Annotated in this window: 17 protein-coding genes and 1 pseudogene; 8 read left to right on the top strand and 10 right to left on the bottom strand. The window is 74.3% G+C overall.

Features of this window, described 5'->3' with window-relative positions; translation table 11 throughout:
• Positions 1–135: 135 nt before the first annotated feature.
• A complete protein-coding gene (locus ACQEVS_RS22130; RefSeq protein ID WP_433022963.1) occupies positions 136–1,131 on the bottom strand; it encodes a DUF3492 domain-containing protein in 996 nt (331 codons plus the stop codon).
• A 563-nt stretch (positions 1,132–1,694) separates the two neighbouring features.
• Here ACQEVS_RS22130 and ACQEVS_RS22125 point away from each other — a divergent pair.
• On the top strand, positions 1,695–2,213 hold the full coding sequence (locus ACQEVS_RS22125) for a hypothetical protein (RefSeq protein ID WP_433022960.1): 519 nt from the start codon (positions 1,695–1,697) through the stop codon (positions 2,211–2,213).
• Between the two features lie 102 nt (positions 2,214–2,315).
• On the opposite strand, the gene ACQEVS_RS22120 is transcribed toward ACQEVS_RS22125, so the two are convergent.
• Positions 2,316–3,170, bottom strand: a complete 855-nt coding sequence (locus ACQEVS_RS22120) for a DUF3152 domain-containing protein (RefSeq protein ID WP_433022958.1) — start codon at positions 3,168–3,170, stop codon at positions 2,316–2,318.
• Between the two features lie 291 nt (positions 3,171–3,461).
• Complete coding sequence (locus ACQEVS_RS22115; protein ID WP_433022956.1) at positions 3,462–4,466, bottom strand: alpha/beta fold hydrolase; 1,005 nt, start codon at positions 4,464–4,466, stop codon at positions 3,462–3,464.
• 197 nt (positions 4,467–4,663) lie between these two features.
• On the opposite strand from ACQEVS_RS22115, the gene ACQEVS_RS22110 reads away from it, so the two are divergent.
• The 4 genes from ACQEVS_RS22110 (at position 4,664) to ACQEVS_RS22095 (ending at position 6,726) form a co-directional block, all read left to right on the top strand.
• Positions 4,664–4,903 (top strand): hypothetical protein, encoded by a 240-nt coding sequence (locus tag ACQEVS_RS22110; protein ID WP_433022954.1) that lies wholly within the window; start codon positions 4,664–4,666, stop codon positions 4,901–4,903.
• Between the two features lie 229 nt (positions 4,904–5,132).
• Positions 5,133–5,762: a TetR/AcrR family transcriptional regulator gene (locus ACQEVS_RS22105; protein WP_433022952.1), complete on the top strand. Its 630-nt coding sequence runs from the start codon at positions 5,133–5,135 to the stop codon at positions 5,760–5,762.
• Between the two features lie 163 nt (positions 5,763–5,925).
• A complete protein-coding gene (locus ACQEVS_RS22100; protein WP_223772179.1) occupies positions 5,926–6,153 on the top strand; it encodes a DUF3107 domain-containing protein in 228 nt (75 codons plus the stop codon).
• Between the two features lie 294 nt (positions 6,154–6,447).
• The gene (locus tag ACQEVS_RS22095; RefSeq protein WP_433022948.1) at positions 6,448–6,726 is read left to right on the top strand and encodes a hypothetical protein; all 279 of its coding nucleotides are present in this window, start codon (positions 6,448–6,450) and stop codon (positions 6,724–6,726) included.
• An 81-nt stretch (positions 6,727–6,807) separates the two neighbouring features.
• Here the strand turns inward: ACQEVS_RS22095 and ACQEVS_RS22090 are convergent, their stop codons facing one another.
• Positions 6,808–7,554: a ferritin-like fold-containing protein gene (locus ACQEVS_RS22090; RefSeq protein ID WP_433022946.1), complete on the bottom strand. Its 747-nt coding sequence runs from the start codon at positions 7,552–7,554 to the stop codon at positions 6,808–6,810.
• A gap of 550 nt (positions 7,555–8,104) precedes the next feature.
• Between ACQEVS_RS22090 and ACQEVS_RS22085 the strand changes: the two genes are divergently transcribed.
• Positions 8,105–11,218, top strand: coding sequence for a DEAD/DEAH box helicase (locus ACQEVS_RS22085; RefSeq protein ID WP_433022943.1), 3,114 nt, complete (start codon positions 8,105–8,107; stop codon positions 11,216–11,218).
• Between the two features lie 79 nt (positions 11,219–11,297).
• Here ACQEVS_RS22085 and ACQEVS_RS22080 read toward each other — a convergent pair whose 3' ends face one another.
• A complete protein-coding gene (locus ACQEVS_RS22080; RefSeq protein WP_433022941.1) occupies positions 11,298–12,134 on the bottom strand; it encodes an SDR family oxidoreductase in 837 nt (278 codons plus the stop codon).
• 67 nt (positions 12,135–12,201) lie between these two features.
• Here ACQEVS_RS22080 and ACQEVS_RS22075 point away from each other — a divergent pair.
• Positions 12,202–13,136, top strand: a pseudogene (locus tag ACQEVS_RS22075) (alpha/beta fold hydrolase).
• On the opposite strand, the gene ACQEVS_RS22070 reads toward ACQEVS_RS22075, so the two are convergent.
• Together ACQEVS_RS22070 and ACQEVS_RS22065 are read right to left on the bottom strand one after the other, a co-directional pair.
• Entirely contained in the window at positions 13,105–13,881 is a 777-nt protein-coding gene (locus ACQEVS_RS22070) for a VOC family protein (RefSeq protein WP_433022938.1), read from the bottom strand. The pseudogene ACQEVS_RS22075 and the gene ACQEVS_RS22070 sit on opposite strands and share 32 nt — an antisense overlap.
• A 198-nt stretch (positions 13,882–14,079) precedes the next feature.
• Entirely contained in the window at positions 14,080–15,006 is a 927-nt protein-coding gene (locus ACQEVS_RS22065; protein ID WP_433022935.1) for an NYN domain-containing protein, read from the bottom strand.
• Positions 15,007–15,191: 185 nt separating this feature from the next.
• On the opposite strand from ACQEVS_RS22065, the gene ACQEVS_RS22060 reads away from it, so the two are divergent.
• Positions 15,192–15,344 carry a hypothetical protein gene (locus tag ACQEVS_RS22060; RefSeq protein ID WP_433022933.1) on the top strand — a complete coding sequence of 51 codons (153 nt, stop codon included), beginning with the start codon at positions 15,192–15,194 and terminating at the stop codon, positions 15,342–15,344.
• Between the two features lie 143 nt (positions 15,345–15,487).
• Here ACQEVS_RS22060 and ACQEVS_RS22055 read toward each other — a convergent pair whose 3' ends face one another.
• The 3 genes from ACQEVS_RS22055 to ACQEVS_RS22045 all read right to left on the bottom strand — a co-directional run bounded on the left by ACQEVS_RS22055 (position 15,488) and on the right by ACQEVS_RS22045 (position 18,272).
• Complete coding sequence (locus tag ACQEVS_RS22055; protein ID WP_185941730.1) at positions 15,488–16,093, bottom strand: MarC family protein; 606 nt, start codon at positions 16,091–16,093, stop codon at positions 15,488–15,490.
• Between the two features lie 277 nt (positions 16,094–16,370).
• Positions 16,371–17,231, bottom strand: coding sequence for a PHP domain-containing protein (locus ACQEVS_RS22050; protein WP_433022931.1), 861 nt, complete (start codon positions 17,229–17,231; stop codon positions 16,371–16,373).
• Between the two features lie 399 nt (positions 17,232–17,630).
• On the bottom strand, positions 17,631–18,272 hold the full coding sequence (locus ACQEVS_RS22045) for a DUF6758 family protein (protein ID WP_433022929.1): 642 nt from the start codon (positions 18,270–18,272) through the stop codon (positions 17,631–17,633).
• Positions 18,273–18,323: the final 51 nt, after the last annotated feature.

Below are 18,323 nucleotides of genomic sequence, written 5' to 3'. Positions count from 1 at the left end.
CGCCGGGGGAGGCAACGACGATGACGTCCGCGTCGGCGTAGTCCTCGGGACCGCACGCGGCGACTCGGGTGACGCCCTCGGGCAGCGGCCCGCCCTCCGGGACGCCGGTGACGCGGAGCCGGACGTCCGGCCGGGTCAGGGTGAGGACGGTGGTCGCCTCCCAGAGCCAGGGTTCGGGAGGGCCCCGGCGAGGAGCAGCACCGGGCCCTCCCCGCGCCGCTCGGGGCGCGCCTCGCCGACGGCCTCGTACAGGCTCGCGTCCACACCCGGCGGGACGGTGCGCAGCCGGCCGCGGTCGGCACCGCAGCGCTCCTGCCAGCGGCGGACCTGTGCGTCGCCGGGGGTGATCAGCGAGGCGCGGGCGTACGTCTCGCCGGCCAGCAGCCGGTGGAAGGCGGACAACAAGGTGCGGACGGGCACGGAGAGGCCCGCCGGCTCGGTGAGGTAGTGCTCGCGCAGCCGGACGCCGTACTCGGTGACGAGCAGGGGGGTCCCGAAGAAGCGCCGGGCGAGCAGTCCGGGCAGGGCGGCCGGGCCGGCGGACGCGGCATGGCACAGGTCGACGCCGGCCAGGCCGAGGTCGCCGTCCGGGGCGCCGTACCAGTCGAGGGAGAGCGGGCGCAGGGCCCGTTCCAGGAGGCAGGCGACGACGAGGAGGTCGGCGACGCGGACGCCCTGCGCGCCGGGGTGCGCGTCGGGGGCGCGGCAGGCCGTCTCCAGGGCCCGGAGGGCGAGTTCGGAGCGGAGCGCGGCGACGAGGCCGCCCTCGTCGCGGGCGAGGCCGGCGAGCCCGTAGAGGCCCTCGGCGAAACGGTACGCCTGGTCGCCCGGTGTGGTGAGGGCGGCGGCCAGGTCGCCGAAGTGGGCGGTGAAGCGCTGTCGTTCGCGCCGGCCGTACGCGCCGTGGGCGCGCGCCGCCCCGCCGGGCGCGGGTCCGCCCCACAGCGGGGCGGCTCTGATCCGGCGGACGTTGCCGGGCAGCGCGTACCAACCGCCGTCCTCCTGGCGGGCGCTGCGGCTCAGCGCGTACACCTCGAACTCGTGCCTGGGCAGTCCGCGGACGAGCCGGTCGCACCACTCCCCGCCCTCACCAGCGGCGTACGGGTACCCACCCTCGGTCAGCAGTCCCACGCGCACGAGCGCACCCCCGATCCCTCAGTCGTCCGGCAGCCGGGAGCACGCTATGGGGGCGCGGAGGTGGTGCGACGGACGGTTGTCCATCGCACCACCGGAAGGGGTGAACGGGCGTGACCTTCCCGTTTGGGGTGCGTTATAGGCGCTTGCCCGGGTGCCGCCCTTTCGCCGCCGAAGGCGCCCCACCCCGGCGAAGGCGTGGCGGCGCTCCGCGGTACGGGCCGAGGAGGGCGTACGCGGCGGCGCTCTCGCGGGATCCGGGCCCGGCGAGGACCCCGAGCCCGCGCCGCCGAGCGGGCGGCACGGAGACCGGCTCGCCGACGGGCACGTGGCGGCCCTGGCATCGGCCGGGGCGCGGCAGCGGGCCGACGACCGGTGGCCTTCGGTAAGGACTGCTCTGCCGCAGCCCGATAAATCACCTATTTCACCCTGTTCACTCAAAGGGAGGAAGAGTGCTTTCATCCGACCGTGACGTACCGGGAGATGCCTGATCCTGGTCGGCACGAGGCGCGTCAGGTCGCTCCGGAGACCCGCGCCGTACCGGCAAGGCAGGTAACCGCATGGCTCTCATCACGACAGAGAACCGCCGCTCCCGCCGTTTGCGCAGATGGACGATGATCACCGGCGCGGCCCTGACGGCCGCACTGGTGCCCATGACCACGGCGATGGCCGCTCCGCCGTCCGACTCCGACCTGGAGGTCGTCCGGATCGACCCGGACGCGGCTCCACCCGGTGGCACGACCACCGTGCACGCCTTCGTCATCAACCAAGGCCCCGAGCAGACCGCCAACCGGTTCACCGTCACCATCGATCTGCCCGAGGGCGTCACACCCGAGGGACCGTTCTACCCCGAGAACTGCGAGGTCCTCCGGAACAACCGCAGAGTGAGCTGCTCCTGGCCGGCCGGCCTGGCCCCGTCCAAAGACCAGACGGCCATCATCCCCATCCGGCTCTCCACGGACGTCCCCGTCGGCACGCTCACCGGCGGGTCGGTCTCCGTGCGCAGCGTCGACGACAAGAACAAGGCGAACGACCGCCGGCCGTTCGTGATCACGGTCGTCGAGTCCGAGGGCGCGTAGCCGCGTCGCAGCGCCTCCACCGCACCGCGCCCGGACCGCGACGCCCCGCGTCGCCGTCCGGGCGCGGCCGCCTGGGCCTCGGCGAACCGAGGAATACGATCACTAGGGGAACGGCCAGGCGTTCGGCTTGCAGGTCACTCCGTCCGTGGTGAGGAACTTGGTCTGCTGCATCATCACCGGAGCCGGAGCGCCCGCCTTGCCGCAGGACTCGTGGTTGTGGCCGAGGCGGTGGCCGACCTCGTGGTTGATGAGCATCTGCCGGTACTCGTACATCCGGTCGCCGTAGGTCTCGGCGCCCTGCGCCCACCGGTAGGCATTGATCATCACGCGGTCGGTGGCGGCGGAGTCGCAGGAGACGTTGTCCACGGTGATGTCCAGATCCGACTTGGCACACCATTTGGCCGTGGTCGTAGGGCCGGCCAGGGTCACCACGAAGTCGGCGTGGCCCGAGGAGACCCGCTCGAAGGTGCGGGTGCCGCCGTGGCCCCAGCTGCGGTCGTCGTTGAGGGTCCGGTGCACGGCGGTGGCGAAGAGGTCGCCGTCAAGCGGCAGCCCCTTCTCGACGTCAACGCGGTAACGGAGAACTTCACCCTTACCGGGGGCTTTGTCCTGCCCGCCGACGGTCATGAATTCACCCGAGGCCGGCATCCGCTGGTCCAGGGGGTACTTCTTCGCCATCTTCTGCTCGTACGTCACCGGCGCCGCGGGCGCCCGGGGCGTCGGGCGGCTGTCGGACCGCGAGGCGGCGCCCGCGCCGTTCCGCGCGTCCGGGGTCTGCGCCTGCGCCCGGCTCTCCGTTCCGTCCTCGACCTGCCCTGCCACGAAGACGGCCAGCACGGCCGTCACCACCGCCGCGGCCACCCCGGTGACCGCGCGGCCTCTGCCGCCGACGGCCCGGTGCGCGCCCGCGCCGGGCCCGTCCCCGCGGCCGCCGCTCCCCCGGCGCGGCTCCGGCACCCGGGCCGGCTTCGGCCGCGCGCCGGACGGCCGGGACCGCCCGGACGGGCCGGCGGATCCCGAGGAGGACGATGGACCGCCCTGCCGCCCGATGACACCCCAGCCGATGGCCGGGCCCCGCGGGGCGGACCGCACGACGGGCTCCGGCCGGCCGGACGGCCCGTCGTCCTCCGTTCCGGGGGGCCGCTCGGCGGTCCGGACGGCCTCCCGGGCGCCGGGGACCTCCGGCGCCTCCTCCGTACGCCCCCGGGGGCGGCCTGATGAGGGGCCTGGGGGGCACGTGCGCTGTGTTTACCCACGGGGCGTGGCGCTCCGTTCCGACGTCGTGAGGGTGTCCGCGAGGAGTTCGCGGAAGGCACGGGCCACCGCGTCCGGATCCTCCATCATCGCCACATGGCCGGTGCCCAGCAGCGTCAGCAGCCGCGAGTCGCGGAACGCCTTGCTCGCCCGGCGGGCCATGCGGTACGAGACGAGCCGGTCGCTCGTTCCGTACACCAGCAGGGTAGGGGCAAGGACGCGCTCGGCCTGACGCCACAGCGAATGCTGCCCGCCGAGGGTGTACGCGTCCACGACCCCGCGGGTGGACCGCGCCATCACGTCCCAGAAGTAGGGGAGCTCCAGCCGGCGCTCGAACTCCTCGACCGCCATGGCGAAGCCCTCCGGGGACACCCGCCCGGGATCCCCGTAGCAGAGGGCGAGCAGCCCGCGCGTGCGGTCCTCGGCCGTCCAGTTCCTGGTCAGGCGGGCGAAGAGGGAGACGGCGCCCGGCACGGCCAGCAGCCCGGTGGGCAGCGCGGTGCGCTGCGGGCGCAGCTCCGGCAGGGCGGGCGAGACGAGCGTCAGGGTGCGGACGAGGTCGGGGCGGACCGCCGCGACGCGGGTGACGATCGCGCCGCCCAGCGAGTTGCCGAACAGGTGCACGGGACCGCGGGCGCGGGCGTCGAGGTGGCGGATGACCACCCGGGCGCAGGCCGTGACCGAGTGGTCGCCGTCGTCCGGCGGCGGCGAGTCGCCGAAGCCGGGGAGGTCCAGCGCCTCCCCGTCGACGTCGTCCGCGAGCAGGGCCATCAGCGGGGACCAGTTGCGCGAGGAGCCGCCGAGGCCGTGCACGAAGAGGGCGGGTGGCGGAGCCGGACCGTCCGAGGCGGCGGGCGGCCGGGAGCGCACCGTCAGCGTCGCTCCGGGCAGGGTCACCGTGCGCAGCCGCTCCCCCGCGCCGGACGGCGGAAGGGGCGAGGGCGGCACCACGGGAACGGCGGGGGCACCCGGTGCCACCGGCGACTCGGTCTCCGACATGCGGGCAATGTTACGAGAGCATCACGCCGGAATCGTCTGTGGCGGCCGTCACAGATCGCCTGGCGGCGGACAGCCGCGTCTCCTACGCTCGGAGGAAGGGACTTGCGACGGCTCCCACGGGAAGGAGTTCCGGTACACCGGCGAAGGCCGGGCCCGGGCGGACCGCCCGGAGAACGAGGACGAAGGAGACCTTCCGCATGCCTGTCGACCCGACGAACCCGGACACCTTCGAGGACTTCGACGACACCGAGGACGGCGCGGCCGTGGCGACCGAGATCGGCGTCGAGGCGCCCGAGGCGGACGCCGCCGAGCAGCTGGCCGACCTGGCCCCCACGCGCGACGACCCGCTGACCGCGATCGACCCGGGCGCGGCGAACGAGGCGGACCGCGCGGAGCAGGCCCGCGTCGTGGAGCTGGACGAGGACGACTACCGGTGAGGCGGGGAGGCGCGCGCTCCCGAGCGGCCCGCGAGGCCCCGCCGGGCGCCGTTCGCGCCGCGAGACGGCCGCCGACCGCCGCCGCATCACGGGATTTGTCGGATATTTGTGGGCTTCCCACAGCGTCCGTCCGGTGAAATTCTCCCCTCCGGCCACGCACGGCGCGGTTACCCAAAAGTACGATGGCGGGCGCGGTGCACACCGTGCACGAACAACCATGGGAGGCGGCGTGACAGCCATCGAGCAGACCGAGGCGCGCCCGCGGGGCACGCGCCTGCCGCGCCGAGCCCGACGCAACCAGCTCCTGGGCGCCGCCCAGGAGGTCTTCGTGGCCCAGGGCTACCACGCCGCGGCCATGGACGACATCGCCGAGCGCGCGGGCGTCAGCAAGCCGGTGCTCTACCAGCACTTCCCCGGCAAGCTGGACCTCTACCTGGCCCTGCTGGACCAGCACTGCGACAACCTGCTCCAGGCGGTGCGCACGGCGCTGGCGTCCACGTCCGACAACAAGCAGCGGGTGGCGGCCACCATGGACGCCTACTTCGCCTACGTCGAGGACGAGGGCGGCGCCTTCCGGCTGGTCTTCGAGTCCGACCTCACCAACGAGCCCGCGGTGCGCGAGCGCGTCGACCGGGTCTCGCTGGCCTGCGCCGAGGCCATCAGCGAGGTCATCGCCGAGGACACCGGCCTCGCCAGGGAGGAGGCGATGCTGCTGGCCGTCGGCCTCGGCGGCGTCTCCCAGGTCGTCGCCCGCTACTGGCTCTCCAGCGGCGGCACGGTCCCGCGCGGCACCGCGGTCCAGCTGCTGACCTCGCTGGCGTGGCGCGGCATCGCCGGATTCCCGAAGAACGAGCACTGACCTCGGCGGGGGCCGCGGCCGCGTGTTCGCTGCCAGCGTGCGGGCGCGGGCCCGGCGCGCCCCGTGCCGGGCTAATGTGTGGACCGTACGGCGCGGCGGGTCCGCGCACTCCTCCCCTTGGGCTACGCCATGGGGGACGCACACCTTCGGAGGGACAGTAGCCGTGGAGGTCAAGATCGGCGTGCAGCACACGCCCCGCGAGATCGTTCTGGAGAGCGGTCAGTCCGCCGAGGAGGTCGAGCGCGCGGTGGCCGACGCGCTGGCCGGGAAGGCACAGCTGCTCAGCCTGACGGACGAGCACGGCCGCAAGGTCCTGATCCCGTCCGACCGGCTGGCCTATGTGGAGATCGGCCAGCCCGCCACCCGGCGGGTCGGCTTCACCACCATCTGATTCACCGGACGCGGGCGGGGTCCCGGTGCGCGGGCACCGGGGTCCCGCCCGTTGTCGTACCCGGCGGCCGTCCCCTTCGCAGCGTACGGAGGACACCCGGGCCCACGGGGCCTGCGGAGGGGCCTGCGGAGGGCTTCGAGGCGTGTCGGGAACGCCGCGCGCGCCCCGGAGGAGAAGCATGGGAGGCCACCACGGGAGCCCTGCCCCGAGGGTTGCCGCGGGCGGCCCCGGGGTAGGACCGCTACGACCGATTTGCACCTGCCGCTCATCGGCGGCACGGGAGGGGTAACGACGATGATCCTCTGGGAAGCGCTCGGCTCGGTCCTCATCGGCCTCGCCGTCTCCCTCGGGGCCCTGCGCTGGCTGCCCGCCCGCTTCGGGCGGTTCCGCTCCCGCACCCTGACGCTGGGCACCGGACCGGTGGCCGGCCTGTTCGGCGGGCTGCTGGCCCGTTCCGTGCTGGGCCCCGGTCACGCCCTCGCGACCCTGACGGCCTCGCTCGTGGTGGCGGTCGTCCTGCTGTCCCTGCTGCTGCGCCCCGCCGGGCCGCCCCGCCGGTCAGCCACGGCCTGAGCCGGGCCGCCGGACGGAGCCCCCGGTGTCACGGGACGGTGCGCCGTGTACCGACCCCGCCGCCCGCACCGGCCGCCGCGCCTACGCGGCCAGGCCCAGCGCGGCCATCCGCTTGGTGTGCGCCTCGGTGATCCGGGAGAACATCTTCCCGACCTCGGCGAGGTCGAAGCCGTCGGCCACCCCGCCGACCAGCATCGTCGACAGGGCGTCGCGGTCGGCGACGACCCGCTGCGCCTGCGACAGCGCCTCGCCCATCAGCCGCCGCGCCCACAGCGCCAGCCGGCCGCCGACCCGCGGCTCGGCCTCGATCGCGGCCCGCACCTTCTCGACCGCGAACGTGGCGTGCCCGGTGTCGTCGAGGACGGTCAGCACCAGCGCCCGGGTGTCGGAGTCCAGCCGGGCCGCGACCTCCCGGTAGAAGTCGCTGGCGATCGAGTCGCCCACATACGCCTTGACCAGGCCCTCCAGCCAATCCGAGGGGGCCGTCTGGCCGTGGAACTCGTCCAGCGCGGCGGCGAAGGGCTCCATCGCCGCGGTCGGCTCGACGTCGATCGCCGCGAGCCGGTCGCGCAGCCGCTGGAAGTGCTGGAACTCGGCGGCGGCCATCTTGGCCAGTTCCGCCTTGTCGCCCAGCGTCGGCGCCAGCTTGGCGTCCTCCGCCAGCCGCTCGAAGGCGGCCAGCTCGCCGTAGGCCAGCGCGCCGAGCAGGTCCACGACCGCGGCGCGGTAACGGGGGTCGGCGGATGCCTGAGCCCAGTCCTGGGCGGCGATTCCGGTGAGTTCCTCGGCGGGGCCGTTGGCCGCCGCTGCCTTGTCGGACGTCTCCATGAACGGAACCTTAGCCCGCTCCGCCCGAGACGGAAGCCCCTGGTCAGCCAGGCGTCCACAAGGTCAGGGACGAATGGCCCGGGCGCGTATGCGCGGTTCCGGGGTAGAGTGCTATACGGCCCGCCGAGTACGCCGAGCATGGCGTGCGTTCGACTGGCCGTCTCCATGCAGGTTCCTCCGGGAGTGAGTCCTCGGAGCGCCAGCGGATGCCCGGTCGGTGGCCCGATCGGCTTCCACCCGACCGACCGCCCTCCACGCGGTGCGAACGAGTCGTCCGCACACCAGGAGGGATCCGCTCGCAGCACGTGTGCTCGCGCGAAGGCAGTGGTCCCGCGCCATCCGGCTCCCGCCGGAACGAGTACGACGGCGCGGTACGTACGGACTCCTCGTACGACCCCCTTCGCCGCCGCGTGCCGCGTCTCACAGAAGAGGCAGCACCCTGAATACCCCGGAAACCCAGAAGACCACGTTCCGAGAGCTCGGCATCCTCCCCGAGACCGCCGAGGCGCTCGACGCCGTCGGCATCCTCCACCCCTTCCCGATCCAGGAGATGACGCTCCCGGTCGCCCTCTCCGGCTCCGACGTCATCGGCCAGGCCAAGACCGGCACGGGCAAGACCCTCGGTTTCGGCCTCCCCCTGCTGGAGCGCGTCGTCGTCCCGGCCGACGTCGAGGCGGGCCGGGCCAAGCCCGAGCAGCTGACCGACGCGCCGCAGGCCCTCGTCGTCGTCCCCACCCGTGAGCTCTGCCAGCAGGTCACCAACGACCTGCTCACCGCCGGCAAGGTGCGCAACGTGCGCGTCCAGGCGATCTACGGCGGCCGGGCGTACGAGCCGCAGGTCGAGGCGCTCAAGGCCGGCTGCGACGTCATCGTCGGCACCCCCGGCCGGCTGCTCGACCTCGCCGGCCAGAAGAAGCTGAGCCTGGCGCACGTCAAGGCGCTGGTCCTGGACGAGGCCGACGAGATGCTCGACCTGGGCTTCCTGCCCGACGTCGAGCGCATCATCACCATGCTGCCGGCCAAGCGGCAGACCATGCTCTTCTCGGCGACCATGCCGGGCGCGGTCATCTCGCTGGCCCGCCGCTACATGTCGCAGCCCACGCACATCCGCGCCACCTCGCCGGACGGCGAGGGCCAGACGGTCGCCAACATCGCGCAGCACGTCTTCCGCGCCCACAACATGGACAAGCCGGAGATGGTCGCCCGCATCCTCCAGGCACAGGGCCGCGACCGCGCGATGATCTTCTGCCGGACGAAGCGGACCGCCGCCGACATCTCCGAGCAGCTCACCCGCCGCGGCTTCGCCGCCGGCGCGGTCCACGGCGACCTCGGCCAGGGCGCCCGCGAGCAGGCGCTGCGCGCGTTCCGCAACGGCAAGGTCGACGTGCTGGTCTGCACCGACGTCGCCGCGCGCGGTATCGACGTCGACAACGTCACCCACGTCGTCAACTACCAGACGCCCGAGGACGAGAAGACCTACCTGCACCGCATCGGCCGCACCGGCCGGGCGGGCAAGTCGGGTACCGCCGTGACGCTGGTCGACTGGGACGACATCCCGCGCTGGAAGCTCATCAACAAGGCGCTGGAACTCCCCTTCGACAACCCGGAGGAGACGTACTCCACCTCCGCGCACCTCTACGAGGCGCTGGGCATCCCCGCCGGCATCAAGGGCGTCCTGCCCCGCTCGCAGCGGACCCTGGCCGGGCTGGAGGCCGAGGAGATCGAGGACCTCGGCGAGACCGGCGGCCGCGGGGCGGGCCGGGGCCGCGGGCCCAAGGACTCCCGTGACGCCCGGGGCGACCGTGACGGCCGGAGCGGCCGCGACGGCCGTGGCGACCGGGGTGACCGTGGCGAGCGGGAGGCCGCCGGCGAGCACGCGGAGCGCACCCGTACGCCGCGGCAGCGCCGCCGGACGCGCTCGGGCGCGGCGCCGGAGGCCGCGGCGACGACCGCCGCGCCCACTTTCGCCGCTCCGGAGGCAGCCGAGGCCGCCGTGACGGCCGTGCCGGAGAGCGCCGCCCCCGCGGCTGCTCCGGCCACGACGGCTCCCGAGACGCCCGCCCGCCCGCGCCGCCGTCGCCGTACGCGCGGCACGGCCCCGGCGGCGGTGCAGACCGCTCCGGCCGCTGCTCCGGAGGCTCCCGAGGCTCCTGCCGCGTCCCCCGCCGCCGCTCCGGCGGAGGAGGCGCCCGCGACGGCTGCGACGGTTACGACGTCCGCCGCGTCCACGGCGCCCGCTGCGTCCACTGCGCCCGCGGCCAGGACCGCCCGGGCCGCCACGGCTCCGAAGACGTCCGTGGTCACGGCGCAGGCCCCCGAGCCGGAGGCCCCGGCCCGTCCGCGCCGCCGCGCCCGGACCGCCGCGTCCCGGCAGGAGGGCACGTCGTTCCCGTCCCAGGCCGTGTCGGCGAGGGACGGCCGCACCGCGCGTCCGCGGTACGCGGCTCCGGCCACGGCCGTGCCGGAAGGCGAGTTCGAGACGGTCGAGACCGCTCTCCTGCGCGTCCAGGCGGCCGCCCGGGCCGCCGCCGAGGCGAAGGCGAACGCCAAGGCCGTTGTCGAGGCGCCGGTGGCGCAGGCTCCGGCCGCCGGCACCGAGGCCGCTCCCGTTAAGCGGGCGCGTCGGGTCGCCACGCGTGCGGTCACCTCCCCCGGCGCGGACGCCGCGCCGGTGGCCGAGTCCGTCGCCGAGCCGGTCGCCGAGGCACCGGCCGCCCCGGCCGCCCCGGCGAAGCGGACGCGACGCGTCGCCACGCGGGCCGTCACCTCGCTCGGCGCGGACGCCGCGCCGGCGGCCGAGCCGGTCGCCGAGCCAGTCGCCGAACCGGTCGCCGAGGCACCGGCCGCCCCGGCGAAGCGGACCCGACGCGTCGCCACGCGAGCTGTCACCACGCTCGGTGCGGACGCCGCTGCGGCGGCGCCGGCGGTCGAGCCGGTGACGGTCGAGCCCGCGGCGGCCGAGCCGGTGAAGCGCACGCGGCGGGTCGCCAAGCGGGCCGTCACCACCGTGGGCACGGACGCGCCGGAGGCACCGGCCGCCGAGGCGGCCGAGGTCGCCGAAGCCGCCGCGCCGGTGAAGCGGACCCGTCGGACCGTCAAGCGCGCGGAGGCGGCTCCGGCCGTCGAGGCCGCGGAGGCTGTCGAGTCCACCGAGGCCGCCGAGCCCGTGAAGCGCACGCGCCGGACCGTCAAGCGCGCCGAAGCGGCTCCGGCCGTCGAGGCTGCCGAGGCCGCGGAGGCTGCCGCGCCCGCGAAGCGCACGCGCGCCGCCAAGAAGACCGCCGCCGAGCCGGTGGCGGACGAGGCGGCCGCCACGCCGGTCAAGCGGACGCGCAAGCGCGTGGTCAAGGCCGCCGACACCGCGGCCGCCGAGCCGGAGCAGACCGCCGCGGCGGAGGAGCCGGCCAAGCCGAAGCGGACGCGGGTGGCGAAGAAGGCCGCTGCCGCGCCGGTCGCCGAGGGTGAGGCCCCCGAGGCGAAGCCGAAGCGGGCTCGGGCGACCAAGAAGGCCGCTCCCGTTGCCGAGGGTGAGGCCGAGGTCAAGCCGAAGCGGGCTCGCGCGACCAAGAAGGTTGCCGACGCGCCCGTGGCGGAGGCCGAGGCCAAGCCGAAGCGCACCCGGGCGGCCAAGAAGGCCGTCGCCGAGGCGGAGGTCGTGGGCTAAGGGGTCTGCCCCGGGCCCACCCTTTCACCGTTTCCCGGGGCTTCGCCCCGGACCCCGAAAGCGGCCTCGCCGCTTGTCCTCAAACGCCGGACGGGCTGACCAAGTCAGCCCGTCCGGCGTTTGAGGACGCACACCGCAGGCTCCCCCTACGCGGCCAGCCCCCGTCCACGGCCACCGACGCCCCCGTCACGTACCCGGCGGAAGGCGCCGCCAGATGCGCCACCGTCGCCGCGACCTCTTCCGGCCGCGCGTACCGGCCGACGGCCGTGGCCGCCGCCTGTCCCTCGGCGAACGGACCGTCCGCCGGGTTCATGTCGGTGTCGACGGGACCGGGGTGGACGATGTTGACGGTGACCCCGGCGGGGCCCAGCTCGCGGGCGAGGGCCTTGGTGAGCCCGATGAGGGCCGCCTTGCTGGTGGAGTAGAGCGTGCCACCCGGGAACGGCACATGCTGTGTCATGCAGCTGCCGATCATGATGATGCGCCCGCCCTCACCGAGGTGCCGCACGGCGGCCTGCGTGGTGAGGTAGACCCCGCGGACGTTCACGGCGAGGGCCTGGTCTATGACCTCCTCGGTCAACTCGCCGATCGGGCCGAGGGCGCCGACGCCCGCGTTGTTGACGAGGATGTCGAGGCGTCCGAACTCCGAGACGGCCGCGTCCACCGCGCCGCGTACCGCCGTGGCGTCCGCCGCGTCGGCGCGGAGGGCGAGGGCACGCCGGCCGAGCGCCTTCACGGCGGCGACGACGTCCGCCGCGGCCTGCTCGTTCGACTGGTAGGTGAAGGCGACGTCCGCGCCACCCGCCGCCAGGCGGAGGACGACCGCGCGGCCGATGCCCCGGCTGCCGCCGGTGACGAGGGCGACCTTGCCGTCGAACTCCGTGGGAACCACTGCGTTGTTCACTGTGTTCTGCATGCGTCGATCCTCTTCGATCGGGACGCCCGGGACCGGCGGCCATCGGACGTCGCGTTAGCCTCGGACCATGAGCAGGCCGCCCTTCCTCACCTTGCCCTCCTGCGCCCGCGCGTACCGGCTCGCCACCGCGCGCGAGGAGTTCGCGGTCCACGACGCCCGGCCCGCGGGCGCGCACCGCGGCACGGTACTGCTGGTACCGGGGTTCACGGGAAGCAAGGAGGACTTCATCGCCCTGCTGGAGCCCCTGGCCGAGGGCGGGTTGCGGGCCGTGGCGGTGGACGGGCGGGGGCAGTTCGAGACGCCCGGGCCCGACGACGCGTCGGCCTACGGCCGGGAGGAGCTGGCCCTCGACGTGCTGGCGCAGGCCGCCGCGCTCGGCGACGGTCCGGTGCATCTGCTCGGCCACTCCCTCGGCGGGCTGATCGCCCGGGCGGCCGCGCTGCGCGACCCGCGCCCGTTCCGCTCGCTCACGCTGATGAGCAGCGGGCGGGGGCCGGTCTCCGCCGGGCAGCAGGAGCGTCTCCGGCTGCTGATCCACGCCCTTGAGGGGTGGGGATGAGCATGGAGGAGGTGTGGCAGGAGATGCGGCGGCTCGACGCCGAACAGGGCGGCGATCCGGAGGGGAGCATCCTGCCGACGGAACACAGCGCGTTCCTGCACCGCCGCTGGCTGACCACCCGTCCCGTACAACTGACCACGACGGCACGGCAGTTGACGGGGGAGCCGGACCGGGTCGCGGAGCTGGCACGGCTGCCGTTCCCGCTGTGCGTGGTCTCCGGCGCGGAGGACTACGCCTGGCCGGTGCCGGAGCTGGACGCCATGGCGGAGGAGCTGTCCGCGCGGCGGGTGCTGATCGCGGGCGCCGGGCACTCGCCGAACGCCGAGCAGCCGGCGGCCACGGCCGCCCGGCTCCTGGACTTCTGGTCCCGGGTGCCGACGGCCTCCCCGCCGGCCGGCTCCCCTTCGGCCGTCAGCAGCCCCGCGCCGCCTCGGTCACCGTGAAGATGCCGCCCTCGGGGTCGCAGAGGGTCGCCTCCGGACCGACCCGAGAGGTGACCGGCTCGGCGACGACCGACCCGCCGGCCGCCTGGGCCGCCGCGACGGCCTTCTCCACGTTGTCCACCCGGAAGTAGACGTGCCAGCGCGGCCGGATCTTGGGGTCGGGGGCCGCCTCGACGGCACCGCCGCGCAGGCAGGCCACCGTCTGGCCGGCCACCCGGACCATCACCACGTCGTCCTCGTAGCGCACGTCCGTCTCCTGGCTGTCCCACTGGAAGACGCCCCCGTAGAAGAGGGCGGCGTCGAAGCAGTCGCGGGTGCGCAACTCCAGCCAGGCGGGGGCGGCGCCGCTGCCGATGCTCCAGTCGCGCAGCACCCGGCCCTCCCAGAACCCGAAGACCGCGCCGTCCGGGTCGGCGGCCAGGACGGCCCGGCCGCCGCCGAAGGCGAGCGGGCCGACGGCGACGGTGCCGCCGCGCTCACGGACCCGCGCGGCGGCCGTGTCCGCGTCGTCCACGGCGAAGTAGCTGCTCCAGTGGACGGCGACGCCCATCCGGCGGGCGACGTTGCCCAGCCCGGCGACCGGCCGGCCGCCGGAGAGCGCCACGCAGAAGTCCTCGCCCAGCGAGCCCTGCCGGAAGGTCCAGCCGAGCACCGCGCCGTAGAACCGCTGCGCCGCGCCGAGGTCGCCGGACAACAGGCTCACCCAGCAGGGCGTCCCCGGCCCCGCGCGCTCGGAAGCCGACATGGCCGATCGCCTCGTTTCTCTTGTCCGGTACTCCAGCGGTGACGGGCGGCCGGCGCGCGTCGGGCCGTGACCCACCCGTAGCAAGGGTTCCACTCGGTCCTCCGGTGCGCATTCCGGCACGCGCGTCCCACGCGCAGTTCTTCACCTCGGCGTATGCCCTCGTCCCGTTACTCCATCCCCATCAGCTCCACCGGTCCCTCAGAACCTCATCTGGAGGTGGTCCCAGAAACCGTCGCGCAGCGCCCGGCGCAGGTCCGCGTGGCCGCGGAGGGACAGGCCGAGCAGCGACTCGGCGGCGACCAGCAGTTCCTGGTCGACGGCGCCGGGGAGGTAGGGGTGGCCGGGGAGGAGCTCGGCCAGGGCGTCGGGGCCCCGCGCGCCCAGCCACTCGGAGGCGACCCGGGCGCCGACGAACCGCACCTCGTCGCGGTCCGGGACCGCCCCGCGGTGGGCCGGGGCCTCGACGGGCGGCTCGGGGGCGGCCCGCCTCTTCACATAGGGCTCGCAGAAGTCCCGGTCGAAGGTGCGCCGGCTGTCGACCTCCCAGAGCAGCGGGTCCGCCTGGTTGCGTCCGCCCGGGGCCTCGATGCCCCAGAGGTGAACGCGGGCGCCGTACGCCTGCGCGGCCTCGACGGCGGAGACCAGGTCCTCGTCGCCGCCGACGAGCACGGCGTCGCTGATCGCGCGGTGCCGGGCCAGGGTCTCCAGGTCGGTGCGGATGAGGGAGTCGACGCCCTTCTGCTGGTTGTGGGCGTTGAGGTTGCCGAGCCGGACCTTGACGTCGGGGAGCTCGGCGATGACCTGCTGCTCGGCGGTGTGGATGCGGCGGCGGGCGCCGTCGTACCAGTAGACGCGCAGCAGCCGGCTGTCGGGGAAGATCGTCCGCGCCTTGTCGATGAACGCCTCGATCAGGCCCTCGGCGTCCAGCTCGATGGCCCGGCGGTCCTCGCTGCCGACGACGAGGCGGCCGGCGGCGGCGTAGGCGTAGCCCGCGTCGACGAAGACGGCGTGGGTGGCGGGGGTGGTGGCGACCTCGGCGAGGACGCGGGTGAGCAGTTCGTTGGTGCGCTCGATGCCGGTGACGACCTCGGCCAGGCCAGGCGTTTCCGGGTGTTCTTCGTTCATGTGGGGGCTCGCTCGCTCGAAAACACTACCGGTTAGTAATTAGTCATGATAAAAATTTCTTTAGCGTAGGGAATGTTTGCAGACAGCACCTCGTTGGACAGATACGGAACGCGCCGCAGAGTGGCGGCGCCGCTTCCTGTTCTTGCGAAGTTCTCCTCAGGAGGATCAGACGAAGGGAGAAGCCTGTGCGCTTCGAGATCATGCGACTGGACGACGTCGACGGCGCCGCCCTCGACAGCACCGTCGTGGACGCCGCCTCCGTCAACCGGATCGTGCAGCAGGCCGCCTCGATCGGCCAGCGCATCTACATCCGCCCGGCCGACACCGCGACCCGGTGACAGGCTGAAGAGTACGCACGTCCGGCAGTCGTCGGACGCGGAACGCCCCCGCACGGACCGTCCGTACGGGGGCGCTTCGCGTTCACGGGGGCGTACTCCGGTCGCCCGCGCGGGGGTTCACCGGATGTCGGCCGCGGGGTCGGTCACCAGTTGTGGATCACCTGGGACACACCGTTGATGATCTGCTGCACCGCGAGCGCGGAGAGCATCATGCCCGCGAGCCGGGTGACGAGCACCACGCCGCCGTCCTTGATCACCTTGATGATCAGCAGCGAGTAGCGCATCACCAGCCACAGCACCACGTGCATGGCGGCGATGGCGGTCCACACCGAGACCTGGGCGGCGACCGAGTCCGCGTGCTGCACGGCGAGGATCACCGAGACGATCGCGCCGGGCCCGGCCAGCAGCGGCATGCCCAGCGGCACCAGCGCGACGTTGACGTCCTTCGTCTGCGTGGGCTCCTCCGACTTGCCGGTGAGCAGGTCCAGCGCGATGAGCAGCAGGAGCAGGCCGCCCGCGATCATCAGGGCCGGGGTGGTGATGTGCAGGTAGTCCAGGATCTGCTGGCCGCAGACGCCGAAGACGGTGATGACGCCGAAGGCCACCGCCGCCGCCTGCCAGGCCATCCGCCGCTGGACCTTGGCGGGCCGGCCCGAGGACAGGGCGAGGAAGATCGGCGTGATCCCGGGCGGGTCCATGATCACGAACAGGGTGAGGAAGAGCGAGCCGAAGACAGCGAAGTCGAACACAGTGAGGGCCTTGCGGTGTGGTGCCGGTCGGAGGACGGGGAGGGCGACGGGCGGAGCGGCCGCCGCGGGAAGTAGGGGGACAGGGAAGGACGAAGACGAGTGAAGAGGGACGAAGGGGGCTAAGGGGATCGCCGCGGAAGCGAAGGAGGCGAAAGGGGTTGCGCGGAAGGGCGGGTGGTGGCGCGCCGACGCCGTACGGCGCACGGAGGCGCGCGGAAGCCCGGACGCCGTCAGGAGTGCCCGGCCCGCGCGGAGGGCCTTCCGGGGTGGTGCGGGCTCAGCCGCCCGCGCCCGGGACGGGGAACGCGCCCGTCGCGCGGCGCGTGATCTCGCCGTAGATCTCCGGGTCGGTGGTGAACTCGCCCAGTTCACAGGTCTTGTTGCGGCCGTGGTAGTCGCTGGAACCCGTGGTCAGCAGGGAGAGGTCGGCGGCGAGGCCGCGCAGCCGGGCGCGGGTGGGGGCGTCGTGGTCCATGTGGTCGACCTCGATGCCGTCGAGTCCGGCCGCGGCCAGCTCGGCTATCGCACCCTCGGGAACGCAGGCGCCCCGCTTGACGGCCATCGGGTGGGCGAGGACGGTGACCCCGCCGGCGGCCTTGACCAGGCGGACCGCGTCGAACGGGTCGAACTCGTGCTTGTCGGCGTAGGCGCGGCCGCCGTTGCCGATCCACTCGGGCGTGAACGCGTCCGAGACGGTGTCGATCACCCCGAGCTCGACCATGGCCGTCGCCACGTGCGGCCGGCCGACGGCGCCCTTGGCCAGCTCCGCGACCCGCTCCCAGGTGATCGGCACGCCCAGTTCGCGCAGCCGGGCCACCATGGCGCGGGCGCGGGGCTCGCGCCCGCCGCGGACCAGCTCGCGCGCGGCGGCGAACTCCGGCTCCGCCGGGTCGAAGAGGTACGCCAGCATGTGCACGCCGACGCCGTCGGCGCCGCCCAGCCGGCAGGAGAGCTCCGCTCCGGTGACGAGGGTGAGGCCCGGCGGCAGCGCCGCGATGGCCTCCGCGTGCCCGCCGACGCCGTCGTGGTCGGTCAGCGCGACGACGTCCAGGCCCGCCGCGGCGGCGTTGCGCACCAGCTCGGCGGGGGTGTCCGTGCCGTCGGAGGCCGTCGAGTGGGTGTGCAGGTCGATGCGCACGACACGGGCCTCCCAGCGAACGGACGAGAACTGACCGGAACGGACCGATCAGCAGCAAGCGACGGACGATCCGGTTCAGGATAACGGTCGCCCGCTCGCCCACCGGCCGGTCCGATCCGGCGCCCCGGGCGCGGTGGACACGACGGTTTGTACAGTGCGGCTCGTCAGGGCGGCTCGGACAAGCCCGCCGCAGGGCCGTCACGAGCCGCACGAGCCGCACGAGCCGCACGAGCCGCACGAGCCGCACGAGCCGCACGAGCCGCACGAGCCGCACGAGCCGCACGAGCCGCACGAGCCGCACGAGCCGCCGCGAACTCAGAACCCGGGCTCAGGGCACTGGCCCAGGGCACTGGCTCGTCAGCGCACGGACTCATCAGGGCCCGGACGCATCGCCCGCACTCAGGGCGAGACGATCCACGGCGACAGCGCCCCGCAGGGCAGCAGGTCCACTTCCGCGCCGGCGTCCCGCAGGTCGGTGAGGACCAGTTCGTCGTACATCAGCAGTCCCGACCGCTCGGGCCAGACGATGGCCCACAGCCAGAGCCCGCACGCCTCGCCGGCGAAGACCGCCCGGTCACCGGGGACGCCGGAGACGTGCCAGAGCGGGGTGGGGCGGCCCGCCGCGAGGACCTTGGCGTCCGGGGGGCGGTCGACGCTCAGCCGCGTACCTGGGTCGGGTCCGTCGATGCCCGCGTACCGGGCACCCAGCCCGACGCCCAGTTCCTCGGCGACCAGCAGCAGCTCTCCGGGGCCGCCGAGCGGGCCGGGGCCCGAGCAGGCGACGGCGGTGGCCCGGCCGCCGCTGCGGTCGTCGCCGGCGCAGACGACGCCGGTGAACAGCCAGCCCACCGGCAGTGGCCAGGGCATCCAGACGGGGACCCGCGCCCGCCCGACGACGACGGCCAGCGCCTCGACGCTCGGCGGGACCACGGGTTGCAGAGGGTGCACATTGCCGTGCGCCGCGCATTGCCAGGAGTCGGCGAAGAGACCGGGCGCGCGCACCCGGCCACCGCACTTCGGGCAACTGGGTTCGCCCCTCATAGGGTCCAACGGTCCTCCGAGGGCGCCGTCGCGTCAAGGACGATCACCCTT

The organism is Streptomyces sp. CA-181903, assembly GCF_050937075.1.
In the GTDB taxonomy this organism is placed as follows: Bacteria; Actinomycetota; Actinomycetes; order Streptomycetales; family Streptomycetaceae; genus Streptomyces.
This window is presented reverse-complemented; position numbering and strand designations above follow the sequence as displayed.